The sequence below is a fragment of the Streptomyces crystallinus genome, assembly GCF_039521265.1.
GTDB lineage: Bacteria > Actinomycetota > Actinomycetes > Streptomycetales > Streptomycetaceae > Streptomyces > Streptomyces crystallinus.
On record NZ_BAAACA010000001.1, the window covers coordinates 119,252 to 139,194 of the forward strand.

The 19,943-nt window shown below is 70.8% G+C and carries 16 protein-coding genes; 11 read left to right on the forward strand and 5 right to left on the reverse strand.

Annotation, left to right across the window (positions count from 1 at the left end):
* Positions 1-105: 105 nt before the first annotated feature.
* The 5 genes from ABD236_RS00505 to ABD236_RS00525 all read left to right on the forward strand — a co-directional run bounded on the left by ABD236_RS00505 (position 106) and on the right by ABD236_RS00525 (position 4,697).
* Positions 106-615 carry a DUF1453 domain-containing protein gene (locus ABD236_RS00505; RefSeq protein ID WP_344068295.1) on the forward strand — a complete coding sequence of 170 codons (510 nt, stop codon included), beginning with the start codon at positions 106-108 and terminating at the stop codon, positions 613-615.
* Positions 612-1,787, forward strand: a complete 1,176-nt coding sequence (locus ABD236_RS00510) for a sensor histidine kinase (RefSeq protein WP_344068298.1) — start codon at positions 612-614, stop codon at positions 1,785-1,787. The genes ABD236_RS00505 and ABD236_RS00510 overlap by 4 nt, the downstream gene beginning before the upstream one ends.
* A gap of 122 nt (positions 1,788-1,909) precedes the next feature.
* Positions 1,910-2,530 carry a response regulator gene (locus tag ABD236_RS00515; protein ID WP_344068741.1) on the forward strand — a complete coding sequence of 207 codons (621 nt, stop codon included), beginning with the start codon at positions 1,910-1,912 and terminating at the stop codon, positions 2,528-2,530.
* 98 nt (positions 2,531-2,628) lie between these two features.
* Positions 2,629-3,102: a DUF485 domain-containing protein gene (locus ABD236_RS00520; RefSeq protein ID WP_344068300.1), complete on the forward strand. Its 474-nt coding sequence runs from the start codon at positions 2,629-2,631 to the stop codon at positions 3,100-3,102.
* Complete coding sequence (locus tag ABD236_RS00525; RefSeq protein WP_344068303.1) at positions 3,099-4,697, forward strand: solute symporter family protein; 1,599 nt, start codon at positions 3,099-3,101, stop codon at positions 4,695-4,697. The genes ABD236_RS00520 and ABD236_RS00525 overlap by 4 nt, the downstream gene beginning before the upstream one ends.
* Before the next feature lie 193 nt (positions 4,698-4,890).
* On the opposite strand, the gene ABD236_RS00530 is transcribed toward ABD236_RS00525, so the two are convergent.
* Complete coding sequence (locus tag ABD236_RS00530) at positions 4,891-5,568, reverse strand: response regulator (protein ID WP_344068306.1); 678 nt, start codon at positions 5,566-5,568, stop codon at positions 4,891-4,893.
* Positions 5,565-7,295 (reverse strand): sensor histidine kinase, encoded by a 1,731-nt coding sequence (locus ABD236_RS00535; RefSeq protein ID WP_344068309.1) that lies wholly within the window; start codon positions 7,293-7,295, stop codon positions 5,565-5,567. The genes ABD236_RS00530 and ABD236_RS00535 overlap by 4 nt, the downstream gene beginning before the upstream one ends.
* A 391-nt stretch (positions 7,296-7,686) precedes the next feature.
* Between ABD236_RS00535 and ABD236_RS00540 the strand changes: the two genes are divergently transcribed.
* The 6 genes from ABD236_RS00540 (at position 7,687) to ABD236_RS00565 (ending at position 18,229) form a co-directional block, all read left to right on the forward strand.
* Complete coding sequence (locus tag ABD236_RS00540; protein ID WP_425543793.1) at positions 7,687-11,955, forward strand: discoidin domain-containing protein; 4,269 nt, start codon at positions 7,687-7,689, stop codon at positions 11,953-11,955.
* Positions 11,956-12,132: 177 nt separating this feature from the next.
* Positions 12,133-13,140, forward strand: a complete 1,008-nt coding sequence (locus ABD236_RS00545) for a LacI family DNA-binding transcriptional regulator (protein WP_344068312.1) — start codon at positions 12,133-12,135, stop codon at positions 13,138-13,140.
* A 200-nt stretch (positions 13,141-13,340) separates the two neighbouring features.
* Positions 13,341-14,771, forward strand: coding sequence for an ABC transporter substrate-binding protein (locus ABD236_RS00550; protein WP_344068315.1), 1,431 nt, complete (start codon positions 13,341-13,343; stop codon positions 14,769-14,771).
* Positions 14,768-15,658, forward strand: coding sequence for a carbohydrate ABC transporter permease (locus ABD236_RS00555; protein ID WP_344068318.1), 891 nt, complete (start codon positions 14,768-14,770; stop codon positions 15,656-15,658). Before ABD236_RS00550 ends, ABD236_RS00555 begins: the two co-directional genes overlap by 4 nt.
* Positions 15,659-15,677: 19 nt before the next feature.
* Positions 15,678-16,553 carry a carbohydrate ABC transporter permease gene (locus tag ABD236_RS00560; RefSeq protein ID WP_344068321.1) on the forward strand — a complete coding sequence of 292 codons (876 nt, stop codon included), beginning with the start codon at positions 15,678-15,680 and terminating at the stop codon, positions 16,551-16,553.
* Positions 16,554-16,651: 98 nt separating this feature from the next.
* Positions 16,652-18,229, forward strand: a complete 1,578-nt coding sequence (locus ABD236_RS00565; protein ID WP_344068323.1) for a glycoside hydrolase family 13 protein — start codon at positions 16,652-16,654, stop codon at positions 18,227-18,229.
* A 48-nt stretch (positions 18,230-18,277) separates the two neighbouring features.
* Here ABD236_RS00565 and ABD236_RS00570 read toward each other — a convergent pair whose 3' ends face one another.
* The 3 genes from ABD236_RS00570 to ABD236_RS00580 form a co-directional block, all read right to left on the reverse strand.
* Positions 18,278-18,514, reverse strand: a complete 237-nt coding sequence (locus ABD236_RS00570) for a hypothetical protein (RefSeq protein ID WP_344068747.1) — start codon at positions 18,512-18,514, stop codon at positions 18,278-18,280.
* Between the two features lie 106 nt (positions 18,515-18,620).
* Positions 18,621-19,202, reverse strand: a complete 582-nt coding sequence (locus tag ABD236_RS00575; RefSeq protein WP_344068326.1) for a DUF6082 family protein — start codon at positions 19,200-19,202, stop codon at positions 18,621-18,623.
* Positions 19,203-19,223: 21 nt separating this feature from the next.
* Positions 19,224-19,934, reverse strand: coding sequence for a DUF6082 family protein (locus ABD236_RS00580; protein WP_344068329.1), 711 nt, complete (start codon positions 19,932-19,934; stop codon positions 19,224-19,226).
* Positions 19,935-19,943 lie beyond the last annotated feature (9 nt).

Consider the following 19,943-nt stretch of genomic DNA (forward strand, 5'->3'; position numbering starts at 1 on the left):
AGAGCTCCACCCACGTTCCACCCCTGCTCCGATGCGTCTGACCAGGCCGTCTCCGTAACTTCGAGGGCGTAGGGAAAACCTGCCGTCCTAGTTCCGGAGGCCCAGATGTCCGCGCTCGTGAACGTGCTGCTGGCGGTGGCCGTCGTCGCGCTGATCGTCTCGCGCCAGGTGCGGCCCCAGCAGCTGGCCGACGCCAAGCGCTGGTGGATCGTCCCGGCGGTCCTGGTGTACCTGGGGATACGGCAGGGCCTGGTCGACCCCGACCACCAGGTGGCCTCGGTGCTGCTGCTCGGCACGGAGGTCGCGACCGGGCTGCTCATGGGCGCCGCCTGGGGCTGGACCAGCAAGGTGTGGACCGAGCCGGACGGCTCGGTGTGGACCAAGGGCACCAGGGCGACGGCGGCCGTCTGGGCCGTGGGCATCGCGGTGCGGCTGGCGCTCGCCGGCATCGGAGCGCTCGCCGGGATACGAATGGGCACGGGCGCGCTGCTGCTGGGCCTGGCGGCCTCGCTCCTGGTCCGCAGCGGCATCCTGGTGTGGCGAGCCCAGTCCCTGCCCGCGTCGTACGGTGCTGCCGACGGCTCGGCCCGCCCGCTGTGGAAGGACCGCGTGTGACCACCGACGTCTGGTTCATCTGGCCCTCGCGGGAGGCGCTCTCCCACGAGGGGCTGAGCCGCGCACGGCTCGCCATCATGTGGGGCGTGCGGGCGCTGCTGCTCGGCGGGATGCTGTGGACCGCGATCAGCGAGAAGGGCCCGCACGGCTGGTCCTGGACGGTGGGCGTCTCCATGGTGCTGGTGATGGTCGTGCTGGCCCGGGCGTTCTGGCGGCAGACGCTCGCCCACCGGCTGTGGCCCTCGCTCGGGGTGCTCGCGCTGCTCATGGCGACGGCCCTGGCGGCGCAGCAGACCGACTGGCGCATCTTCGCGATCATCGCCTGGTGCGGCTGCGCACTCTCCGCCCTGGAACGGCTCCCGCTGGGCGCGGCCGTCCCCACCACCCTGGTCGCCCTCGGGGCGTATGCGCTGGTGAACACGGACGGCCTGCTGACCACCGCCCTGACCACCACGGGCCTCGGCCTCGCCGGATACGTGCTGCGGCTGGACGCGGAGGCGCGGGGCACCGCCCAGCGGCTGCTCGCCCAGGAGCGCGCCGCCCGGGCCGCCGAGGCCGAGTCGGCCGCGCTCGCCGAGCGGGCCAGGATCGCCCGCGAGATCCACGATGTGCTGGCGCACAGCCTCTCGGCCCAGCTGGTGCATCTGGAGGCGGCCCGGCTGATGATCGAGCGCGAGCCCGCCGGGGAGTTCCGGGACGGGATCCTGGAGCGGGTGGTGGCCGCCCGCTCGATGGCGCGGGAGGGCCTCGCCGAGACTCGGCAGGCGCTCTCCGCGCTGCGCGGCGAGATCACCCCGGTGGAGGACTTCCTGCACACGCTCGTCGACGGCGGCGGCCCGGGCGGCCCGGCGGGGGTCGAAGTGACGGGGGAGCGGCGGCCGTTGACGGCCGAGGCGTCCCAGGCGGTGCGGCGGGTGGCGCAGGAGGCCCTGACGAATGTGCGCAAGCACGCGCCGGGGGCGGCCGTGGCGGTCCGGTTGGAGTATCTGCCGGACGAAGTGGCCCTGGAGGTAAGGGATTCGGGCAGCGGCCGGGTCGCCGACGATTTGGGACTGAGCGGTTCCGGATACGGTCTGCTGGGGATGAGGGAGCGCGCCGAACTGCTCGGCGGATCCCTGGAGGCGGGACCGGAGAATGAGGGCTTCGTGGTGCGGCTGAGGGTGCCGGCATGAGCGGTGAAGGGGGCGGTGTGACCGTTGGGGGTACCGGGACGGGGGACGGGACCGCGGGTGCGGGCCGGGCGATCCGCGTGGTGGTGGCGGACGACCAGTCGGTGGTGCGCGAGGGCATCGTGATGCTCCTCGGGCTGCTGCCCGGCGTCGAGGTGGTGGGCGCGGCCAGGGACGGCGAGGAGGCGGTGGCGCTGGTCGCCGAAGTGGGGCCGGACGTCGTGCTGATGGACCTGCGGATGCCGCGCTGCGACGGGGCCGAGGCCACTCGCCGTATCCGCGCCGCGTACCCGGGCACGCAGGTGGTGATCCTGACGACCTACGCGGACGACGACTCGCTGTTCCCGGCGCTGCGGGCCGGGGCGCGCGGGTATCTGACCAAGGACGCGGGCGGCGACGAGATCGTCCGGGCGATACAGGACGTGCTGGCCGGACAGGCCGGGCTGGCGCCCTCGGTGCAGCGGCGACTGCTCGAACGGGTGACGGCGCCCCCGCCCCCGGCGGCTCCCGCGGTGCTGCCCGACGGGCTCACCGGCCGCGAGGGCGAGGTGCTGGGCCTGGTCGCGGAAGGCCTGTCCAACCCGGAGATCTCCCGTGCGCTGCACATCTCCACGGCGACGGTGAAGACGCACATCAACAACATCTTCGCCAAGACGGGAGCCAGGGACCGGGCGCAGGCCGTGCGGTACGCCTACCAGCACAACCTCGCGCGGCCACCGGGTGCACCGGGTTCATCCATCACCTAATGGGGTGAAGAGGGGGCGTTGAAGAGTGCGCGGGCGTCCCCTCTGCCCATCCTTGGGCACGCGGCCGAACAGGACCGTGGACTAAGGAGTGTTGTTCGGTGGAGAAACGAGAACGGCACGAACCGGCGGCGGCGCGGATCGACGACCCCTGGTACGACGCGCTCGCCTCCGGCTGGGGCGAGCTGGACGGCACGGTGCCCGCGTTCGCCCCTCAGCGGCGGGCGGCCGAGCCGGTGCCGGAGCACACCGCGGCCGAGATCTATCTGGAGGTGCAGCGCAGCGCCGCCTTCCAGGAGGTGCGCGCCCGCTACCGCCGGTTCGTGGTGCCGGCGGCGCTGGGGTTCCTCGGCTGGTACCTCGCGTATGTCGTCGCGGCCACCACCGCGCCGGGGCTGATGTCCCGTCAGGTGGCCGGGGCGGTCAATGTCGCGATGGTCGCGGGGCTCGGTCAGTTCCTCTCCACCTTCCTGCTGACCTGGGCGTACGCCCGTCATGCGCGGCTGCGCCGGGACCGGGCCGCGCTCGAACTGCGCTGGGACACCCAGGAGATGACACGGGGGATGGCCAGGTGAGTGTCGGCAGGGATCATCAGGCGCTGGCGCTGCTGCTGTTCAGCGCGTTCGTGGCGGCGACGCTGGCGATCACCACATGGGTGAGCCGCAACCGGCACGGCTCGGCGGAGGAGTTCTACGCGGGCGGGCGGCTGTTCTCCCCCATGGAGAACGGTTTCGCCATCGCGGGCGACTATATGTCCGCCGCCTCGTTCCTGGGCATCTCCGGGCTGATCGCGCTCTTCGGGTACGACGGGATGCTGTACTCCGTCGGGTTCCTGGTGGCGTGGCTCGTGGTGCTGCTGCTGGTGGCCGAACTGGTCCGCAACTGCGGGCGGTTCACCCTCGCCGATGTGATCGTCGCCCGGATGAGCGAGCGCCCGGTGCGGATCGCGGCGGGAACTTCCTCGGTCACCGTGTCCGTTCTCTATCTGGTGGCGCAGATGGTCGGCGCGGGCAGTCTGGTGGCGCTGCTGCTCGGCGGCTCCAGCGGCGCCGCCCGCTCGTGGACCGTCATCGGTGTGGGCGCGCTGATGGTGATCTATGTGTCGCTGGGCGGGATGCGGGCGACGACCTGGATCCAGATCGTGAAGGCCGTCCTCCTCATGGCCGGGGCGGTCACGCTCACCGTGCTGGTGCTGATGCGCTTCCACGGCGACGTCAATCTCCTGCTCAACACGGCGGCCGAGCGCAGCGGCCACGGAAAGGAGTTCCTCTCCCCGGGGCTCCGATACGGCGGAGGCTGGACCGCGCGGCTCGACTTCATCAGCCTGGGCCTCGCCCTGGTGCTCGGTACGGCGGGGCTGCCGCACATCCTCTCCCGCTTCTACACGGTCCCGACCGCCCGGGCAGCGAGGCGCTCGGTCGTCTGGGCGATCGGGCTCATCGGCGGCTTCTATCTGATGACCATCGTGCTGGGCTTCGGTGCGGCCGCCGTGGTCGGCTCCACCGAGGTGCGGTCCGCCAACGCGGCGGGCAACACGGCGGTACCGCTGCTGGCGCTCAATCTGGGCGGCGGCGCGAGCTCCACAGGCGGAACGGTTCTCTTCGCGGTCGTGGCCGCGGTCGCCTTCGCCACCATCCTGGCCGTGGTCGCCGGGATCACGCTCGCCTCCTCCGCCTCCGTCGCCCATGACCTGTACGCCTCGCTGCGGCGGCGCCATGCCAAGCAGCGCAGCGAGGTGGCGGTGGCCCGGGTCGCGGCCGCCGGGATCGGGGCGGTGGCGATCGGTCTCGGGCTGCTGGCCCGCGATCTGAACGTGGCGTTCCTGGTCGGGCTCGCGTTCGCGGTGGCCGCCTCGGCCAATCTGCCGGTGCTGCTCTATTCGCTCTTCTGGCGGAACTTCACCACCCGGGGCGCGGTCTGGTCGGTCTACGGCGGGCTCGTCCCGGCGCTGGTCCTGGTGGTGCTCTCACCGGTGGTCTCGGGCGGGCCGCACGCGCTGTTCCCGGGGGTGGACTTCCAGTTCTTCCCGCTGGAGAACCCGGGCCTGGTCTCCATCCCGCTGGGCTTTCTGTCCGGGTGGCTGGGCACGGTCACCTCGCCCGAGCCGCCGGACGAGGCACGGCACGCGGAGACGGAGGTGCGGGCGCTGACGGGGGCGGGGGCGGTGTAGAGGTGCGCAGGATCGATCCGCCCGTGTGGCGCCGTGTTGTGTCGCCCCGCCTCACACCGCCCACGCGTACCGGTGTCCAGACGTTCACCACCGAGTTCGTGGCCAAGGTGCCCAAGGGCTGGGTGCCGGCCTTCGAACCCCCGCCCGCGCAGCGGCGGTCGGCGCGCAGCCGGGGGGCAAAAGAGGCAGGCTCTCAGCGGCCGGCTGCCCACTCGTAGCGGTGCTCGGGGCGGCCGGTCTCGCCGTAGCGCAGACCGAGCCGCACCCGGCCCGCCCGCTCCAGGAGCTTGAGGTAGCGCTGGGCGGTCTGCCGGCTCACCCCCGCCCGCTCGGCGATCTCCTGGGTCGAGAGAGGGCCCTCCGCCGCCAGCAGCACCTGGCGCAGCAGCTCGGCGGTGGTGGGGGAGTGGCCCTTGGGCAGATCGGGCTCGGCGGAGACGGAGAGGGCGCCGAAGATCCGGTCCACCTGGGTCTGTTCGGCCTCGCCGCCGCCGTCGAGGGTGCGGCGCAGCGCGGCATACGCCTCCAGCTTGGTGCGCAGTCCCGCGAAGCTGAACGGCTTGACCAGGTACTGGAGCGCCCCCTGGCGCATCGCGGCCTGGACGGTGGCCACGTCACGGGCCGCCGTCACCATGATCACGTCGGTGTGATGGCCGAGCCGGCGCAGCTCGCGTACGACGGCGAGGCCGTTCTCGGCCGGCAGATAGTGGTCGAGCAGGATCAGGTCGACGGGGCGCTCGGCGATGAACGCGAGCGCCTGCGCGGCCGAATGCGCCTTCGCGACCACCCGGAAACCGGGAACCTTCTCGGCGTACGCGGCATTGATGTCGGCGACCCGCCGGTCGTCGTCCGCCACGAGAACGTCGATCACCGTGCCTCCTGACGCAGTACGGCCCCGTCGGCATCCTCACCCGGTACGGTCCCGCTCCCCGGTGCGGCCGGGTCCTGGGGGCCGGTCGCCCTCGGATTCCCGTCCAGGGCCTCGCTCAGCGCCTCCGGCAGGACGACGGTGAACTCGGCCCCGCCGTCCGCGGCCGTCGCCACGCGCGCGTGCCCGCCCTGGCGCTCGGCGAAACGCCGGACCAGGGCGAGCCCGAGGCCCCGCTTGCCGTGCGAGGGCGGCTCCTTGGTGGACCAGCCCTCGGTGAAGATCAGCTCACGCTGCTCGTCGGGAACACCGGGACCGCTGTCGACGACCCGCAGGACGGCCGTACGCCCCTCGGCGCGCAAGGTGACGCCGACCCAGGCGTCCGGGGTGCCCGCGGCCGCGTCCAGCGCGTTGTCCACGAGGTTCCCGACGACGGTGACGAGCCCGCGCGGGTCGACCACCCGGTCCGGGAGCAGGGTGTCCGCGGTGATGCGCAGGGCGACCGCGCGCTCGGCCGCCACGGTGGCCTTGCCGACCAGCATCGCCGCGAGCAGCGGGTCGCGGACCTTCTCGGTGACCTGCTCGGCGGTGGTCCGGTGGACCCCGACGACCTCGGTGACGAACTCGACCGCCTCGTCGTACATCTCCAGCTCCAGCAGGCCGAGCAGGGTGTGCAGCCGGTTGGCGTGCTCGTGGTCCTGGGCGCGCAGGGCGTCGATGAGGCCGTGGGTGGAGTCCAGCTCGCGGCCCAGGCGCTCCAGCTCGGTGCGGTCGCGCAGGGTGGCGACGGCGCCCCCGTCGTCGGTCGGCATCCGGTTGGCGACCAGGACGCGGTGGCCGCGTACGGTCAAAAGATCGGTGCCCGAGACGCGGCCCGTGAGCACATCGGTCGTCCGCCCGGCGCCGAGCACCTCGTCCAGCGGGCGGCCCGCGGCCTCGGGGCCCACGCCGAGCAGCCGCTGCGCCTCGTCGTTGAGCAGCCGGATCCGGCCGTCGCGGTCGAGTGCGACCACGCCCTCGCGAATCGAGTGGAGCATCGCCTCGCGCTCCGCGAGCAGCGCCGAGATATCGGAGAACGCCAGGTCACGGGTCTGCTTCTGGATCCGCCGGGAGATCAGGTACGCGGCGAGCGCACCGGCCGCGAGGGCCCCGCCCGCATAGGCGAGCAGCCCCGGGATGGCGGCGAGCAGCCGGGCGCGCACACTGTCGTACTCGATCCCGACCGACACCGCCCCGACGATCGCGCCGCCGGAGTCCCGCAGCGGCACCTTGCCGCGCGCGGAGCGGCCCAGCGTGCCGCTGTCGATCTCCATGACGTCCTCGCCCGCCAGCGCCTCGCTGGGGTCGGTGGAGACGACCTTGCCGATCTGTCCGCCGTCCGGGTGCGACCAGCGCACCCCGTGCCGGTCCATGACCACCACGTACTCGGCGCCGGTGGCCCGGCGGATCCGCTCGGCCTCGCGCTGCACCGGGCCGTCGACGGTGGGCCCGGACGCGACCAGGTCCGCCGCGAGCTGCGGCTGCGCGGCCGTGGACTGGGCGATGGCGAGGGCCCGGCGCATCGCCTGGTCGTCGAGCTGATGGCTGAGCGGGGCGAGGAACAGGCCGGTCGCGAGCACGGTGACACCGGCGGCGATGGCCAGCTGCATCAGCAGCACCTGGGAGAAGACGCGCTGGGGCCAGCCGAACCGCCGCCGTCCGGGAGCGGGCGCGCTGGGGACGGCACTCATGCCTATGCACGGTAGACGGCCGCCCGACGCATTCCTAAAACGGTTCGCACCGTGGCTACCGACGCACGCTGAGCCACTGGCTCGTCCGCAAGCGCTACGTAAGTCGCTTGCATTGTATGCGGTGAACTTACGGCCCTCTGTCCGGCGCGGCGAAAAGCCGCAGGACCGGCCGGTGATACGGGTGAAAGCGATCGTTCCGGTGGGGCGGGACGGGTGCGGAGGCGGTCGGTCCACGCTGCGAGAGCCATGGACGGCTCGGCATATCTCTGCAACTCTCTGACCGCTTGACGCAAAAGCCTTGGTTCTTCAGTGCAGAAATCCCAGTGCAGTCACCCCCAACCGCACGGATCGAGGACCCATGAGAATCCCCCACAGGAGACGGCGCGCACGGATGAGGGCGCTCCTCGCCGCCGTGGTCGTCACCGCTCTGATGACGCTCGGATGGCCGTCGCCCTCCGCGTCGGCGGCCGGCGGCCCCGACCTCGCGGCGGGCCGGCCGGCCGCGGCCTCCAGCGCCAAAGCCCCCTACACCGCCGCCAACATCACCGACGGCGATGCCTCGACCTACTGGGAGAGCTCCGGCAGCGGCTTCCCCCAGTGGGTGCAGGCCGACCTCGGCGCCTCCGCGCGCGTGAACGAGGTCGTCCTGCGGCTCCCCGCCGGATGGGAGGCCCGGCAGCAGACCCTCGCGGTCCAGGGCAGCGCGGACGGGACCGGCTTCACCACCCTGGTGAGCGCGGCCGCGTACAGCTTCGGCCCGGCGTCGGACAACACCGTGAAGATAGGTTTCCCCGCCGCCCAGACCCGGTTCGTACGGATCGACATCCGGGCCAACACCGGCTGGCCCGCCGCCCAGCTCGGGGAGCTCGAGGTGCACGCGGCGGGCGACCGGAGCGGCAACCTCGCCCTCGGCAAGACCCTCACCGCCGGCAGCCACACCCAGACCTATGTGCCGGGGAACGCCAACGACGGCGACCGGGGCAGCTACTGGGAGAGCGCCAACGGCGCCCTGCCGCAGTGGATCCAGGCCGACCTCGGCGCCTCCGTGCGGATCGACCGGGTGGTGCTGCGGCTGCCGGACGGCTGGGGCCCGCGCACCCAGACCCTGAAGATCCAGGCCTCGGCCAACGGCACCGACTTCACCGATCTCACCGCCGCCAAGGGGTACGAGTTCAGCGCGGCCACCGGCCAGTCCGCCTCCCTCGCCTTCGACGCGGCCACCACCCGTTACGTACGGGTCCTGGTCACCGCCAACACCGGGCAGCCCGCCGGTCAGCTCTCCGAGCTGGAGATCTACGGTCCCGCCACCGGCGACACCGAGCCGCCCACGGCTCCCCGCAACCTCGCCTTCACCGAGCCCGCCACCGGACAGATCCGCCTCACCTGGGACGCCGCCACCGACAACGAGGGCGTGACCGGGTACGACGTGTACGCCAACGGGGAGCTGCGCACCAGCGTGGCCGGGAACGTCACCACGTACACCGACACCCAGCCCACCGGCGCGACCGTCTCGTACAACGTACGGGCGAAGGACGCCGCCGGGAACCAGTCGGGCAACAGCGACACGGTCACACGCAAAGGCGACACCGGGGACACCCAGGCCCCCACGGCGCCGGCCGGGCTCGCCTTCACCGAGCCTTCGAGCGGCCGGATCAAGCTGACCTGGCAGGCCTCGACCGACAATGTGGGCGTCACGGCGTACGACATCTACGCCAACCAGACCCTGATCAAGAGCGTGGCCGGGAACCTCACCACGTATACCGACACCCAGCCCGCGAGCCTGACCGTCTCGTACTTCGTACGGGCCAAGGACGCGGCCGGGAACCAGTCGGGCGACAGCAACACCGTCACCCGCAACGGGAGTTCAGGACCCGGCTCCAACCTCGCGGTGGGCAAGCCGGTCACCGCCTCCTCCGTGATCCAGAACTTCGTCGCGGAGAACGCCGTCGACAACAGCCTGACCACGTACTGGGAGGGCGCCGCCAACAGCTATCCGAACACGCTCACCGTGAAGCTCGGCGCCAACGCCGACACCGGATCGGTGGTGCTCAAGCTCAACCCCGACAGCGGCTGGGGCACCCGGACCCAGCGCATCCAGGTCCTCGGCCGCGAGCAGAGCGCGAGCGGATACACCTCTCTGGTCGACGCGAAGGACTACACCTTCAGCCCGTCGAGCGGGAACACGGTGACGATCCCCCTCGCCGCCCGGATCGCTGACGTGCAGCTGAAGTTCAGCGCCAACTCCGGTGCCACGGCCGGACAGCTCGCGGAGTTCCAGGTCATCGGGGTGCCCGCGCCCAACCCGGACCTGGAGATCACCGCGCTGAGCGCCGTCCCGGCGGCGCCCGTGGAGTCGGACGCCGTCACGCTCTCGGCGACCGTGCACAACAAGGGGACCTCCGCCTCGCCCGCCACCACCGTGGCCTTCCAGCTCGGCGGAGCCGAGGCGGGCACCGCGAACGTCGGCGCGCTGGCTGCCGGAGCCTCGGCGACGGTGACGGCGAACATCGGATCGCACAGCGCGGGAACTTATGCGCTGGGCGCGGTCGTTGATCCGGACAACAGCGTCATCGAGCAGAACGACTCCGACAACAGCATCACGGGCACACCGCTGGTGATCAAGCCGGTCGACTCCTCCGACCTGGTCGCCTCGGGTGTGGGCTGGTCCCCGAGCGCCCCCTCGGCAGGCCAGTCGGTGTCCTTCTCGGTGACGGTGAAGAACCAGGGCACGGTGGCGTCCGGTGGCGGCTCCCACGCCGTGACGCTCACGCTCCTGGACGCGTCGGGCGCGCCGGTGAAGACCCTCACCGGTGCCTACAGCGGGGTGATCGCGGCGGGTGCGAGCGCCCCGGCCGTGAACCTCGGCGACTGGACGGCGGCCAACGGCACATACACGGTGAAGGTGGTGATCGCGGACGACAGCAACGAACTGCCGGTGAAGCGCGGCAACAACACCAGCACGCGGCCGTTCTTCGTGGGACGCGGCGCCAACATGCCGTACGACACCTATGAGGCGGAGGACGGGGTCACGGGCGGCGGGGCCAAGGTCATCGGCCCCAACCGGACCGTCGGCGACCTCGCGGGCGAGGCGTCCGGCCGCAAGGCCGTCACGCTCGACAGCACGGGCAGCTATGTGGAGTTCACGACCAGGGCACCCACCAACACCCTGGTCACCCGGTTCTCGATCCCGGACGCGGCGGGCGGCGGGGGCATCGACTCCACACTGGACGTCTATGTGAACGGAGCCTTCCGCAAATCCGTCCCGCTGACGTCCAAGTACGCCTGGCTGTACGGCGCCGAGGCCGGACCCGGCAACTCCCCGGGCTCGGGCGCGCCCCGTCATGTCTACGACGAGGCGAACGTGCTCCTCGGCGACACCGTCCCCAAGGGCAGCACGATCCGGCTGCAGAAGGACGCCGCGAACACCTCCTCGTACACGGTCGACTTCATCAGCCTGGAGCAGGCGTCCGTGGTGCCCGACCCGGATCCGGCCGCGTACACCGTGCCCGCCGGGTTCGCCCACCAGGACGTGCAGAACGCGCTGGACAAGGTGCGGATGGACACCACCGGCAAGCTGGTCGGCGTCTATCTGCCACCGGGTGACTACCAGACGTCGAGCAAGTTCCAGGTGTACGGGAAGCCGGTGAAGGTGGTCGGGGCCGGGCCCTGGTTCACCCGGTTCCACGCTCCGACGGGCCAGGAGAACACCGACATCGGCTTCCGCGCCGAGAACACCGCGAACGGGTCGGTGTTCACCGGCTTCGCCTACTTCGGCAACTACACCTCGCGCATCGACGGACCGGGGAAGGTCTTCGACTTCTCCAACGTCGCGGACATGACCATCGACGACATCTGGGCCGAGCACCAGGTGTGTCTGTACTGGGGGGCCAACACCGACCGCGTCACCATCAGGAACACCCGGATCCGCGACACCTTCGCGGACGGCGTCAACATGACCAACGGGTCCACGGACAACCATGTGGTCAACAACGAGTCCCGGGCCACCGGCGACGACAGCTTCGCGCTGTTCTCGGCGATCGACGCGGGCGGCGCGGACGAGAAGAACAACGTCTACGAGAACCTGACCTCGCTGCTGACCTGGCGGGCCGCGGGAATCGCCGTGTACGGCGGATACGACAACACCTTCCGCAACATCAGGATCGCGGACACGCTCGTCTACGCCGGGATCACCGTCAGCTCGCTGGACTTCGGCTATCCGATGAACGGCTTCGGGACCGGCCCGACGACGTTCGACGGGGTCACCATCGAGCGCTCGGGGGGCCACTTCTGGGGAGCGCAGACGTTCCCCGGGATCTGGCTCTTCTCGGCCTCGAAGGTGTTCCAGGGGATCCGGATCAACAACGTCGACATCATCTCCCCGACGTACAGCGGGGTGATGTTCCAGACCAACTACGTAGGAGGGCAGCCACAGTTCCCGATCAAGGACACGGTCCTGAGCAACATCAGTGTCTCCGGGGCGCACCGCAGCGGTGACGTCTACGACGCCAAGTCCGGCTTCGGCCTCTGGGCGAACGAGATGCCGGAGGCGGGCCAGGGGCCGGCGGTCGGCGAGGTCACGTTCAACGGTCTGAGGTTCGCCGACAACGCGCAGGACGTCAGGAACACGACCTCCACCTTCAAGATCAACATCAACCCGTAGGACGGCGGTAACCCGTAGGACAACGGCCATCCGCAGGGCAGCCGCGATCCGTGGCGGCGGCCGTGTCGTGGTCGGCGGATGCCGCCCGGGCTCCCCCCGGGCGGCATCCGCAGCCATGTTTCCGCGGAGGACACATTCACGCAAGCCACTTGCAGAGCTTGCGCTAGTCTTGCGCGCATGACGCGACGACTTGCTCAGGTGGCCAAGAAGGTCGGGGTCAGCGAGGCCACGGTCAGCCGGGTGCTCAACGGCAAGCCAGGGGTCTCCGAGTCCACCCGGCAGGCCGTGCTCACCGCCCTCGACGTCCTCGGCTACGAGCGCCCCACCCAGCTGCGCGGCGAGCGCGCCCGGCTGGTCGGACTGGTCCTGCCGGAGCTCCAGAACCCGATCTTCCCGGCGTTCGCCGAGGTCATCGGGGGTGCGCTGGCCCAGCAGGGGCTCACCCCGGTGCTCTGTACCCAGACGAAGGGCGGTGTCTCCGAGGCCGACTATGTGGACCTGCTGCTCCAGCAGCAGGTCTCCGGCGTGGTGTTCGCCGGCGGACTCTTCGCGCAGATGGACGCGCCGCACGGGCACTACCAGCAGCTCGCCGACCGCAAGGTGCCGGTGGTGCTGATCAACGCCTCCATCGAGCACCTCGACTTCCCCTGTGTGGCCTGCGACGACGCGGTCGCGGTGGAGCAGGCTTGGCGCCATCTCGCCTCGCTCGGCCACCGGCGCGTCGGCCTGGTCCTCGGCCCGCCCGACCATGTGCCCTCCCGGCGCAAGCTCGCCGCCGCCCGCGCGCTGGCCGAGGCGGCCGGCGGGGCGCTGCCCGAGGAGTGCGTGGAGCGGGCGATGTTCTCCCTGGAGGGCGGTCAGGCGGCAACGTCACGGCTGTTGGAGCGCGGGGTCACCGGCATCATCTGCGCCAGCGACCCGCTCGCCCTCGGCGCCGTCCGGGCGGCCCGCCGCCGCGGTCTGGACGTGCCGCGCGACATCTCGGTGGTGGGGTACGACGACTCCGCCTTCATGAACTGCACCGAGCCTCCGCTGACCACCGTGCGCCAGCCCATCGAGGCGATGGGCCGGGCCGCCGTGGAGCTGCTGTCCGCGCAGATCGGGGGCGGTGTGGTGCCGCCCGGCGAGCTGCTCTTCGAACCGGAGCTGGTGGTGCGGGGCTCCACGGCACAGGTGCCGCGCTGACGCGCGCTGCCCAACACCCCTGCGCGCCGGGCGACTTCGCCCGGCGCGTTTCTTGTGTGCCGGAGGTCGTCGCAGAGCTGTCAATCATTTGCGAATTCTGCGTGAGATATTGCGTCCCTCTGGTGTCGGTGGTTGAGTGTGCCGCGCCCCGGGGCCGTCGGTCGGGGGCCCTCCCACGCTGAGCCCGAAGGGGACCATCGATGAGACGCACCTGGCTCGACCCCGCCCGCCCCCACCGTCGCACCCCGGCCGCCGCCCTCCTCTGCGTGGTCGCCCTCACCGCCCTCGCCGCCTGCGGCACCAGCAGCAGCGGCAGCGGCGGCGACGCCGACGGCTCGGGCGGCAGCGGCTCGTCCGACCCGGCGGCCCCGCTCGACCCCCGAGCCAAGGTCACGCTGACCATCGACTGCATGCCGCCCGCCGCCAAGGCCGCCGAGCTGAAGGAGTGGAACGAGGACGTCGCCACCTTCAACAAGGCGTATCCGAACGTGAGGATCGTCGGGCGGTCGACTCCCGGCCAGTGCGAGGAGCCGGCCCGGTTCACCGCGATGCTCAAGGCCAAGTCCCAGCCCGATGTGTTCTACACGTACTTCACCGACCTTCAGCAGGTCCTCGACAACGACGGCGCCGCCGACATCTCCGCGTACGTCAACCAGAAGTCGGTCCCCGCGCTCGCCGACATCGACCCCGGCGTCCTCGGCGTACTGAAGAAGGACGGCAAGCTCTACGGCGTCCCGACCAGCAACTACCGGATGGGCCTGCTGATCAACCGCAAGCTCTTCCGGCGCGCCGGGCTCGACCCCGACAAGCCGCCCACCACCTGGGCCGAGGTCCGCGCCGACGCCAAGGCCATCGCCGGGCTGGGCAACGGCGTCTACGGCTACGGCGACTACAGCGCCGAGAACACCGGCGGCTGGCACTTCACCGCGGCGCTCTACGGCCTCGGCGGCGACGTGGTCTCCGCCGACGGGACCAAGGCCGCGTTCGACTCCGACCTCGGCCGCCAGGTCGCCCGCAACCTGCACGAGATGCGCTGGACGGACGCCAGCATGAGCAAGACGCAGCTGCTCAAGTGGGGCGACCTCCAAAAGCAGATCACCGCCGACAAGCTGGGGATGTTCCTCGCCGCGCCCGACGACATCGCGTACATGGTCCAGCAGCTGGGAGCCGAGTACGAGAACTTCGGCATGGGGCCGATCCCCGGCGGCAGAGCCACCCTCGGCGGCGGCAACGGCTACATGATCAAGAAGGGCAGCTCGCCCGACAAGATCAAGGCGGCCGTCGCCTGGCTCAACCTCAAGACCCTCTCCCCGGGCAAGGGCCAGTTCGACTGGTCCCGCAGCAAGGCGGACGGGCTGCCGGTCGGTGTGCCGCAGCCGAACTTCTTCCTCGGCGCCACCAAGACGGCCGACGACGCGGCACGCGCAGCCCACGCCACCATGCCGGTCGCCAACTTCAAGGCGTACATGGACAACCCGGTCCCCGGGAAGGCCGAGCCGCCCAAGGCGCAGGAGATCTACAAGGTCCTCGACAACGTGATGTCCGGGGTCCTCACCAACAAGGACGCGGACGTCGACAAGCTCCTGTCCACCGCCGCCTCCCAGGTCGACCAGGTCCTGGCGAACCGATGACGAAGGGGGCAGGGCCGGTGACCGGGGCGCTCAGGCGCCAACTGACCGCGCACGGCTTCCTGATCGGCGCCGTGCTCTGCTTCGCGTTCTTCTCCTGGTACCCGATGGCCCGGGAGTTCGTGCTGGCCTTCCAGAGGACCGAGAACGGCCACACCGGCTGGGCGGGCTGGTCCAACCTCTCCTATGTCTTCCACGACCCGGCGTTCTGGCAGGCGTGGCGCAACACGCTGCTGTTCACCGGACTCGCGCTGGTGCTCGGCTTCGCCGTCCCGTTCCTGGTCGCCGTGCTGCTCAACGAGTTCCGGCACGGACAGGGGTATCTGCGGCTGCTGGTCTATCTGCCGGTGATGCTGCCGCCGGTCGCCTCGGTGCTGCTGTTCAAGTACTTCTACGACCCGGGATACGGCCTCTTCAACCGGGTCCTGGAGCTGGCGCACCTGCCCGCGCAGCAGTGGCTCCAGTCCACCGACACCGCGATGATCTCGGTGGTCATCGCCGCGACCTGGATGAACATGGGCGGCGCCACCCTGATCTACCTGGCGGCGCTCCAGGGCATCCCGGGCGAGCTGTACGAGGCGGCGGAGCTGGACGGGGCCGGGCTGCTGCGCAAGATCTGGCACGTCACCATCCCGCAGACCCGGCTGATCCTCTCGCTGATGTTCCTGATGCAGATCATCGCGACGATGCAGGTGTTCACCGAACCGTTCCTGCTGACCAACGGCGCCGGCCCGGAGGGCTCCACCACGACCGTGGTCTATCTGATCTACCAGTACGCCTTCAACTTCAACAACTACGGCGGCGCCGCCGCGCTGGGCCTGTGCCTGCTGGTTCTCCTGGCGGGGTTCTCGGCGCTGTACGTACGGCTGAGCCGCACGGCCGTGGACTAGGACGGACGGTGGGACACCCATGTCGACACGTACCCTCATCTCACCGGCCGCCCTCGGCCGGACCCGGGGCAAGGTCGTCTACTGGGGAGTGTTCGCCCTGGTGACGGTCGTCTTCACGCTCGTCTTCGTCGGGCCGCTCTACTGGATGGCCGTCAACGGGCTGAAATCCACGGAGGAGTTCACCCGGATCCCGCCCACCCTGGTCCCGCACGGAGCGCACACCGACAACTACCGCCACGCCTGGAAGGTGATGGACCTGGCGCGGCTGCTGCGGAACACACTCTGGTACGCGTTCGGCGCACTCGCCTTCCAGCTGGTCCTGGACGTGGCCGCCGCCTACTCGCTGTCCCGGCTGCGCCCGCTGTTCGGCAAGGTCATCCTGGGGATGATGCTGGCCACGCTGATGATCCCGGCCGCCGTGCTCGTCGTACCGCAGTATCTGACCGTCCTGGACGTGCCGGTCTTCCGGCGCAACCTGCTCAACACGCCCTGGGCGATCTGGCTGCCCTCGGTCACCAACGCCTTCAACATCTTCCTGCTGAAGCGGTTCTTCGACTCGATCCCGCGCGAGCTCCTGGACGCGGCCGCCATCGACGGGGCCTCGCCGCTGCGGACCCTGCGGTCCGTGGTGCTGCCGATCTCCCGGCCGATCCTCGGCGTCGTCTCCATCTTCGCGGTGGTCGGCGTCTGGAAGGACTTCCTCTGGCCGATGCTCACTCTCCCCGACCCGTCCAGGCAGACCCTCAACGTGGGCATCTACTCGCTCGCCCAGGGTGTCCCGGAGAACTGGCTGACGGCCGCACTCGCCATGGCCTCGCTGCCGACGCTCGCCATCTTCCTGATCTTCCAGCGCAACATCATGAGCGGTCTGACCGCGGGCGGCCTCAAGGGCTGACCGCCGCGCCGCCCCCCCGCTCCGCCGTCGGCCCTTCCATCCAGTCCCCGCAGCCAAGGGCCGGCGGCGGGATCCTCCCTGCCCGAAAGGACCGTGACGTGACCGTCCTCGATCCGGCCGACTGGTGGCGCTCGGCCGCCATCTACCAGGTGTACGTACGCAGCTTCGCCGACGGCGACGGCGACGGCACCGGGGACCTGGCGGGGGTGCGGGCGAAGCTGCCCTACCTCGCCGAACTCGGCGTCGACGCGCTGTGGTTCACCCCCTGGTACCTCTCACCGCTCGCCGACGGCGGCTACGACGTGGCCGACTACCGCGCCATCGACCCCGCCTTCGGCACCCTGGCCGAGGCCGAGAAACTGATCGCGGAGGCCCGTGAGCTGGGTCTGCGCACGATCGTCGACATCGTGCCCAACCACCTCTCGGACCAGCACGCCTGGTTCCGGGCGGCGCTGGCGGCCGGACCCGGCAGCCCCGAGCGCGAGCTGTTCCACTTCCGGCCCGGCCGCGGCGAGCACGGCGAACTGCCGCCCAACGACTGGCCCTCGCAGTTCGCGGGCGAGCCGCCGTGGACCCGGGTCGCGGACGGCGAGTGGTATCTGCACCTGTTCGCCCCGCAGCAGCCCGACCTCAACTGGGCGCACCCGGCGGTCCGCCGGGAGCACGAGGAGGTGCTGCGGTTCTGGTTCGAGCGCGGGGTGGCCGGCGTCCGCGTCGACTCGGCGGCCCTGCTGGTCAAGGACCCGGCGCTGCCCGACTTCACCGAGGGCGTCGACCCGCACCCGTATGTGGACGTCGACGGCGTCCACGACGTCTACCGCTCCTGGCGGGCGGTCGCCGACGAGTACGGCGGGATCTTCGTCGGCGAGGTCTGGCTGCCCGACAGCGAGCGGTTCGCCCGCTATCTGCGCCCCGACGAACTGCACACCGCCTTCAACTTCGCCTTTCTGTCCTGCCCGTGGGACGCGGCCCGGCTGCGCCGCGCCGTCGACGACACCCTCGCCGAGCACGCCCCGGTGGGCGCCCCCGCCACCTGGGTCCTGGCCAACCACGACGTGACGCGCACGGTGACCCGGTACGGACGCGAGGACACCGGGTTCGACTTCGCCAAGAAGCGCTTCGGCACCCCCTCGGACCTGGCGCTCGGCACCCGCCGGGCCCGGGCCGCCACCCTGCTCTCGCTCGCCCTGCCCGGGTCGGTCTACCTCTACCAGGGCGAGGAACTGGGCCTTCCCGAGGCCGACATCCCGCCCGAGCGCATCCAGGACCCGATGCACTTCCGCTCCGGCGGCAGCGACCCGGGCCGGGACGGCTGCCGGGTGCCACTGCCGTGGACCGCCGAGCCATGGGCGGACCCCTGGCTGCCGCAGCCGCCGGGCTGGGAGGCGTACGCGGCGCAGCGCCAGGACGGGGACCCGGGCTCCATGCTCACCCTCCACCGCCGGGCCCTACGGCTGCGCCGGACCCTGAGCGGCTTCGGGGACGGGCCGCTGACCTGGCTGGACGCGCCGGCCGGGGTCCTCGCCTTCGCCCGGCCGCCCGGGCTGCTCTGCCTGGTCAACCTGGCCGAGGAGCCGCTCGTACTGCCGCCGCACAGCGAACTGCTGCTGGCCAGCGGCGCCCTGGACGCGGACGGGCGGTTGCCGTGCGACACGGCCGTGTGGCTGCGGGCGTGAATTCCTTATGCGCTTCCTGTGCGCCTCCATTCCTTCCTTAACCGTTCCTTATGCCTCGGGGATGTCCGCCTTGGCACGCACCAGCGTTTCGCGGGTGATCGCGACGATCCGCTCGTACCGGGCACGCGCGGCGTCCAGGGGCAGCTTGCTGTCCAGGATCTCCGTCACGTCCGTACCGATGACCGCGAAGCGGCCGTCGCTCAGCTCGAAGATGTCGGGACAGGTCTGCCCCGAGAGGCTGCCCCGCTCTTGTGGGGAAGCGCCGACCCTGCGCACGATGTTCACCAGGGAATCCACCAGGGACCGATCCAATGGCTCGAAGAGTCTGGGACGTGGGACAGATAACCAGACTCGCGCAGGTCGCGGTAGACCTTCTGGGAATTGGTGAGGATCACCTCAACCGGCTGATGTTTTGCACGATCTCGTCGACGCGCCGACCGAGGTGTGCCTCGGGCGAACCCTGCTGGAGTACGGCCCGGTGCTGCCGGGTGGATTCCCAGTATTCGCGGAAAATAGGACTGCGGCAGATGACATGCAGATGTCCGCCGATCTCGCTCTCGCTCGTCGATCCGGTGCGGTAGGCGTGCAGCACATTGCTGTACAGCGCGTTCGCGTAGAGGAACTGCCGCTGTTTCACCGGCGGCACGTCCTCCTCGAACGTGTCCAGGACGGCGGCCAGCTCGGGGTCGTCCATGGCCTTGCTGAGCAGGTCGAAGTGGAGCCGGTGCTGATGGGTGAGGGTGATCCGGCGGGCCAGCAGCCGGTGCTGGAGGGCGAGTCCGGCGGCGCCCGCGGCGATGGCGAGCCCGGCGAAGACGCCCCCGGCGGAGGCGTTGCCGGCCGCCGGGGCGATCGCGTGGAACCCGGCGCCGAGCGCCAGGCTGAGGACGGCGGCCAGCGCCACGGCGCCCGCCGCGAGCGCCGCCGTCGCCGCCGTGCCGTCGTGCTGTCCGGTTCTTTGCTGGCTGGTCATGTCTCTTCTCCCGTACGACTGTCACTGCTGTGGGGGAGCGGGCGGCCCGGCCGCGGTCCTGATCTCCTCGTCGATCAGCTCTGCCAATTTCCTTTCGTGGCTGTCCCTGGGCAGAGCGAATTTCGCGTCCCTGGAGAGCGCCCAGTACCGACGATAGGGTTCGCTGTCCCGTAATGACCTCGCGTGTACGCGCAGTTCGTCGTCCGAATAGCTCCCCCACTGCCGGGCGAGCAAGAAGTGCCCGAACGTCAGGTTGGCGAACAGGTACTGTCGCTCCTCCTCATGAGGGATACCCGGAAAGCCGTTCCACACCGCCGCGAGGGACTGATCCTCCATGGCCATCCGGGTCAGCTGCACATGCAGCGCGCGCATATTCGCCTCGGCGCTGCGGTGCAGTTCCTGGCGGGACTGGCTCAGTTCCTCCCGCTGATCGGCGAGTTCACGTCGCTGCATGCGCAGTTCCTGGTATTGGAACAGCAGCGCCACCACGAGTATGAGGAATGCCAGCCCGGAGAAGACGGCGCTGGCGGCGCTGAAATAATTGCCGATCTGACTGCGGCCCTCGGCGCGCTCCAGACCGCCCTCGCGCCGCTGCACGGTGTCGATGAGCCAGCCGCTGACCAGGACGGCGGCTCCGCTCACCAGGGCGGTCCCGGCGAGCGTGGCCGCCGTCCACAGGGCGGCCTTCACGGTGGCGCGGAGCCAGGCGGACGGGGCTGGCGTGGCTGTCATGGGACCTCC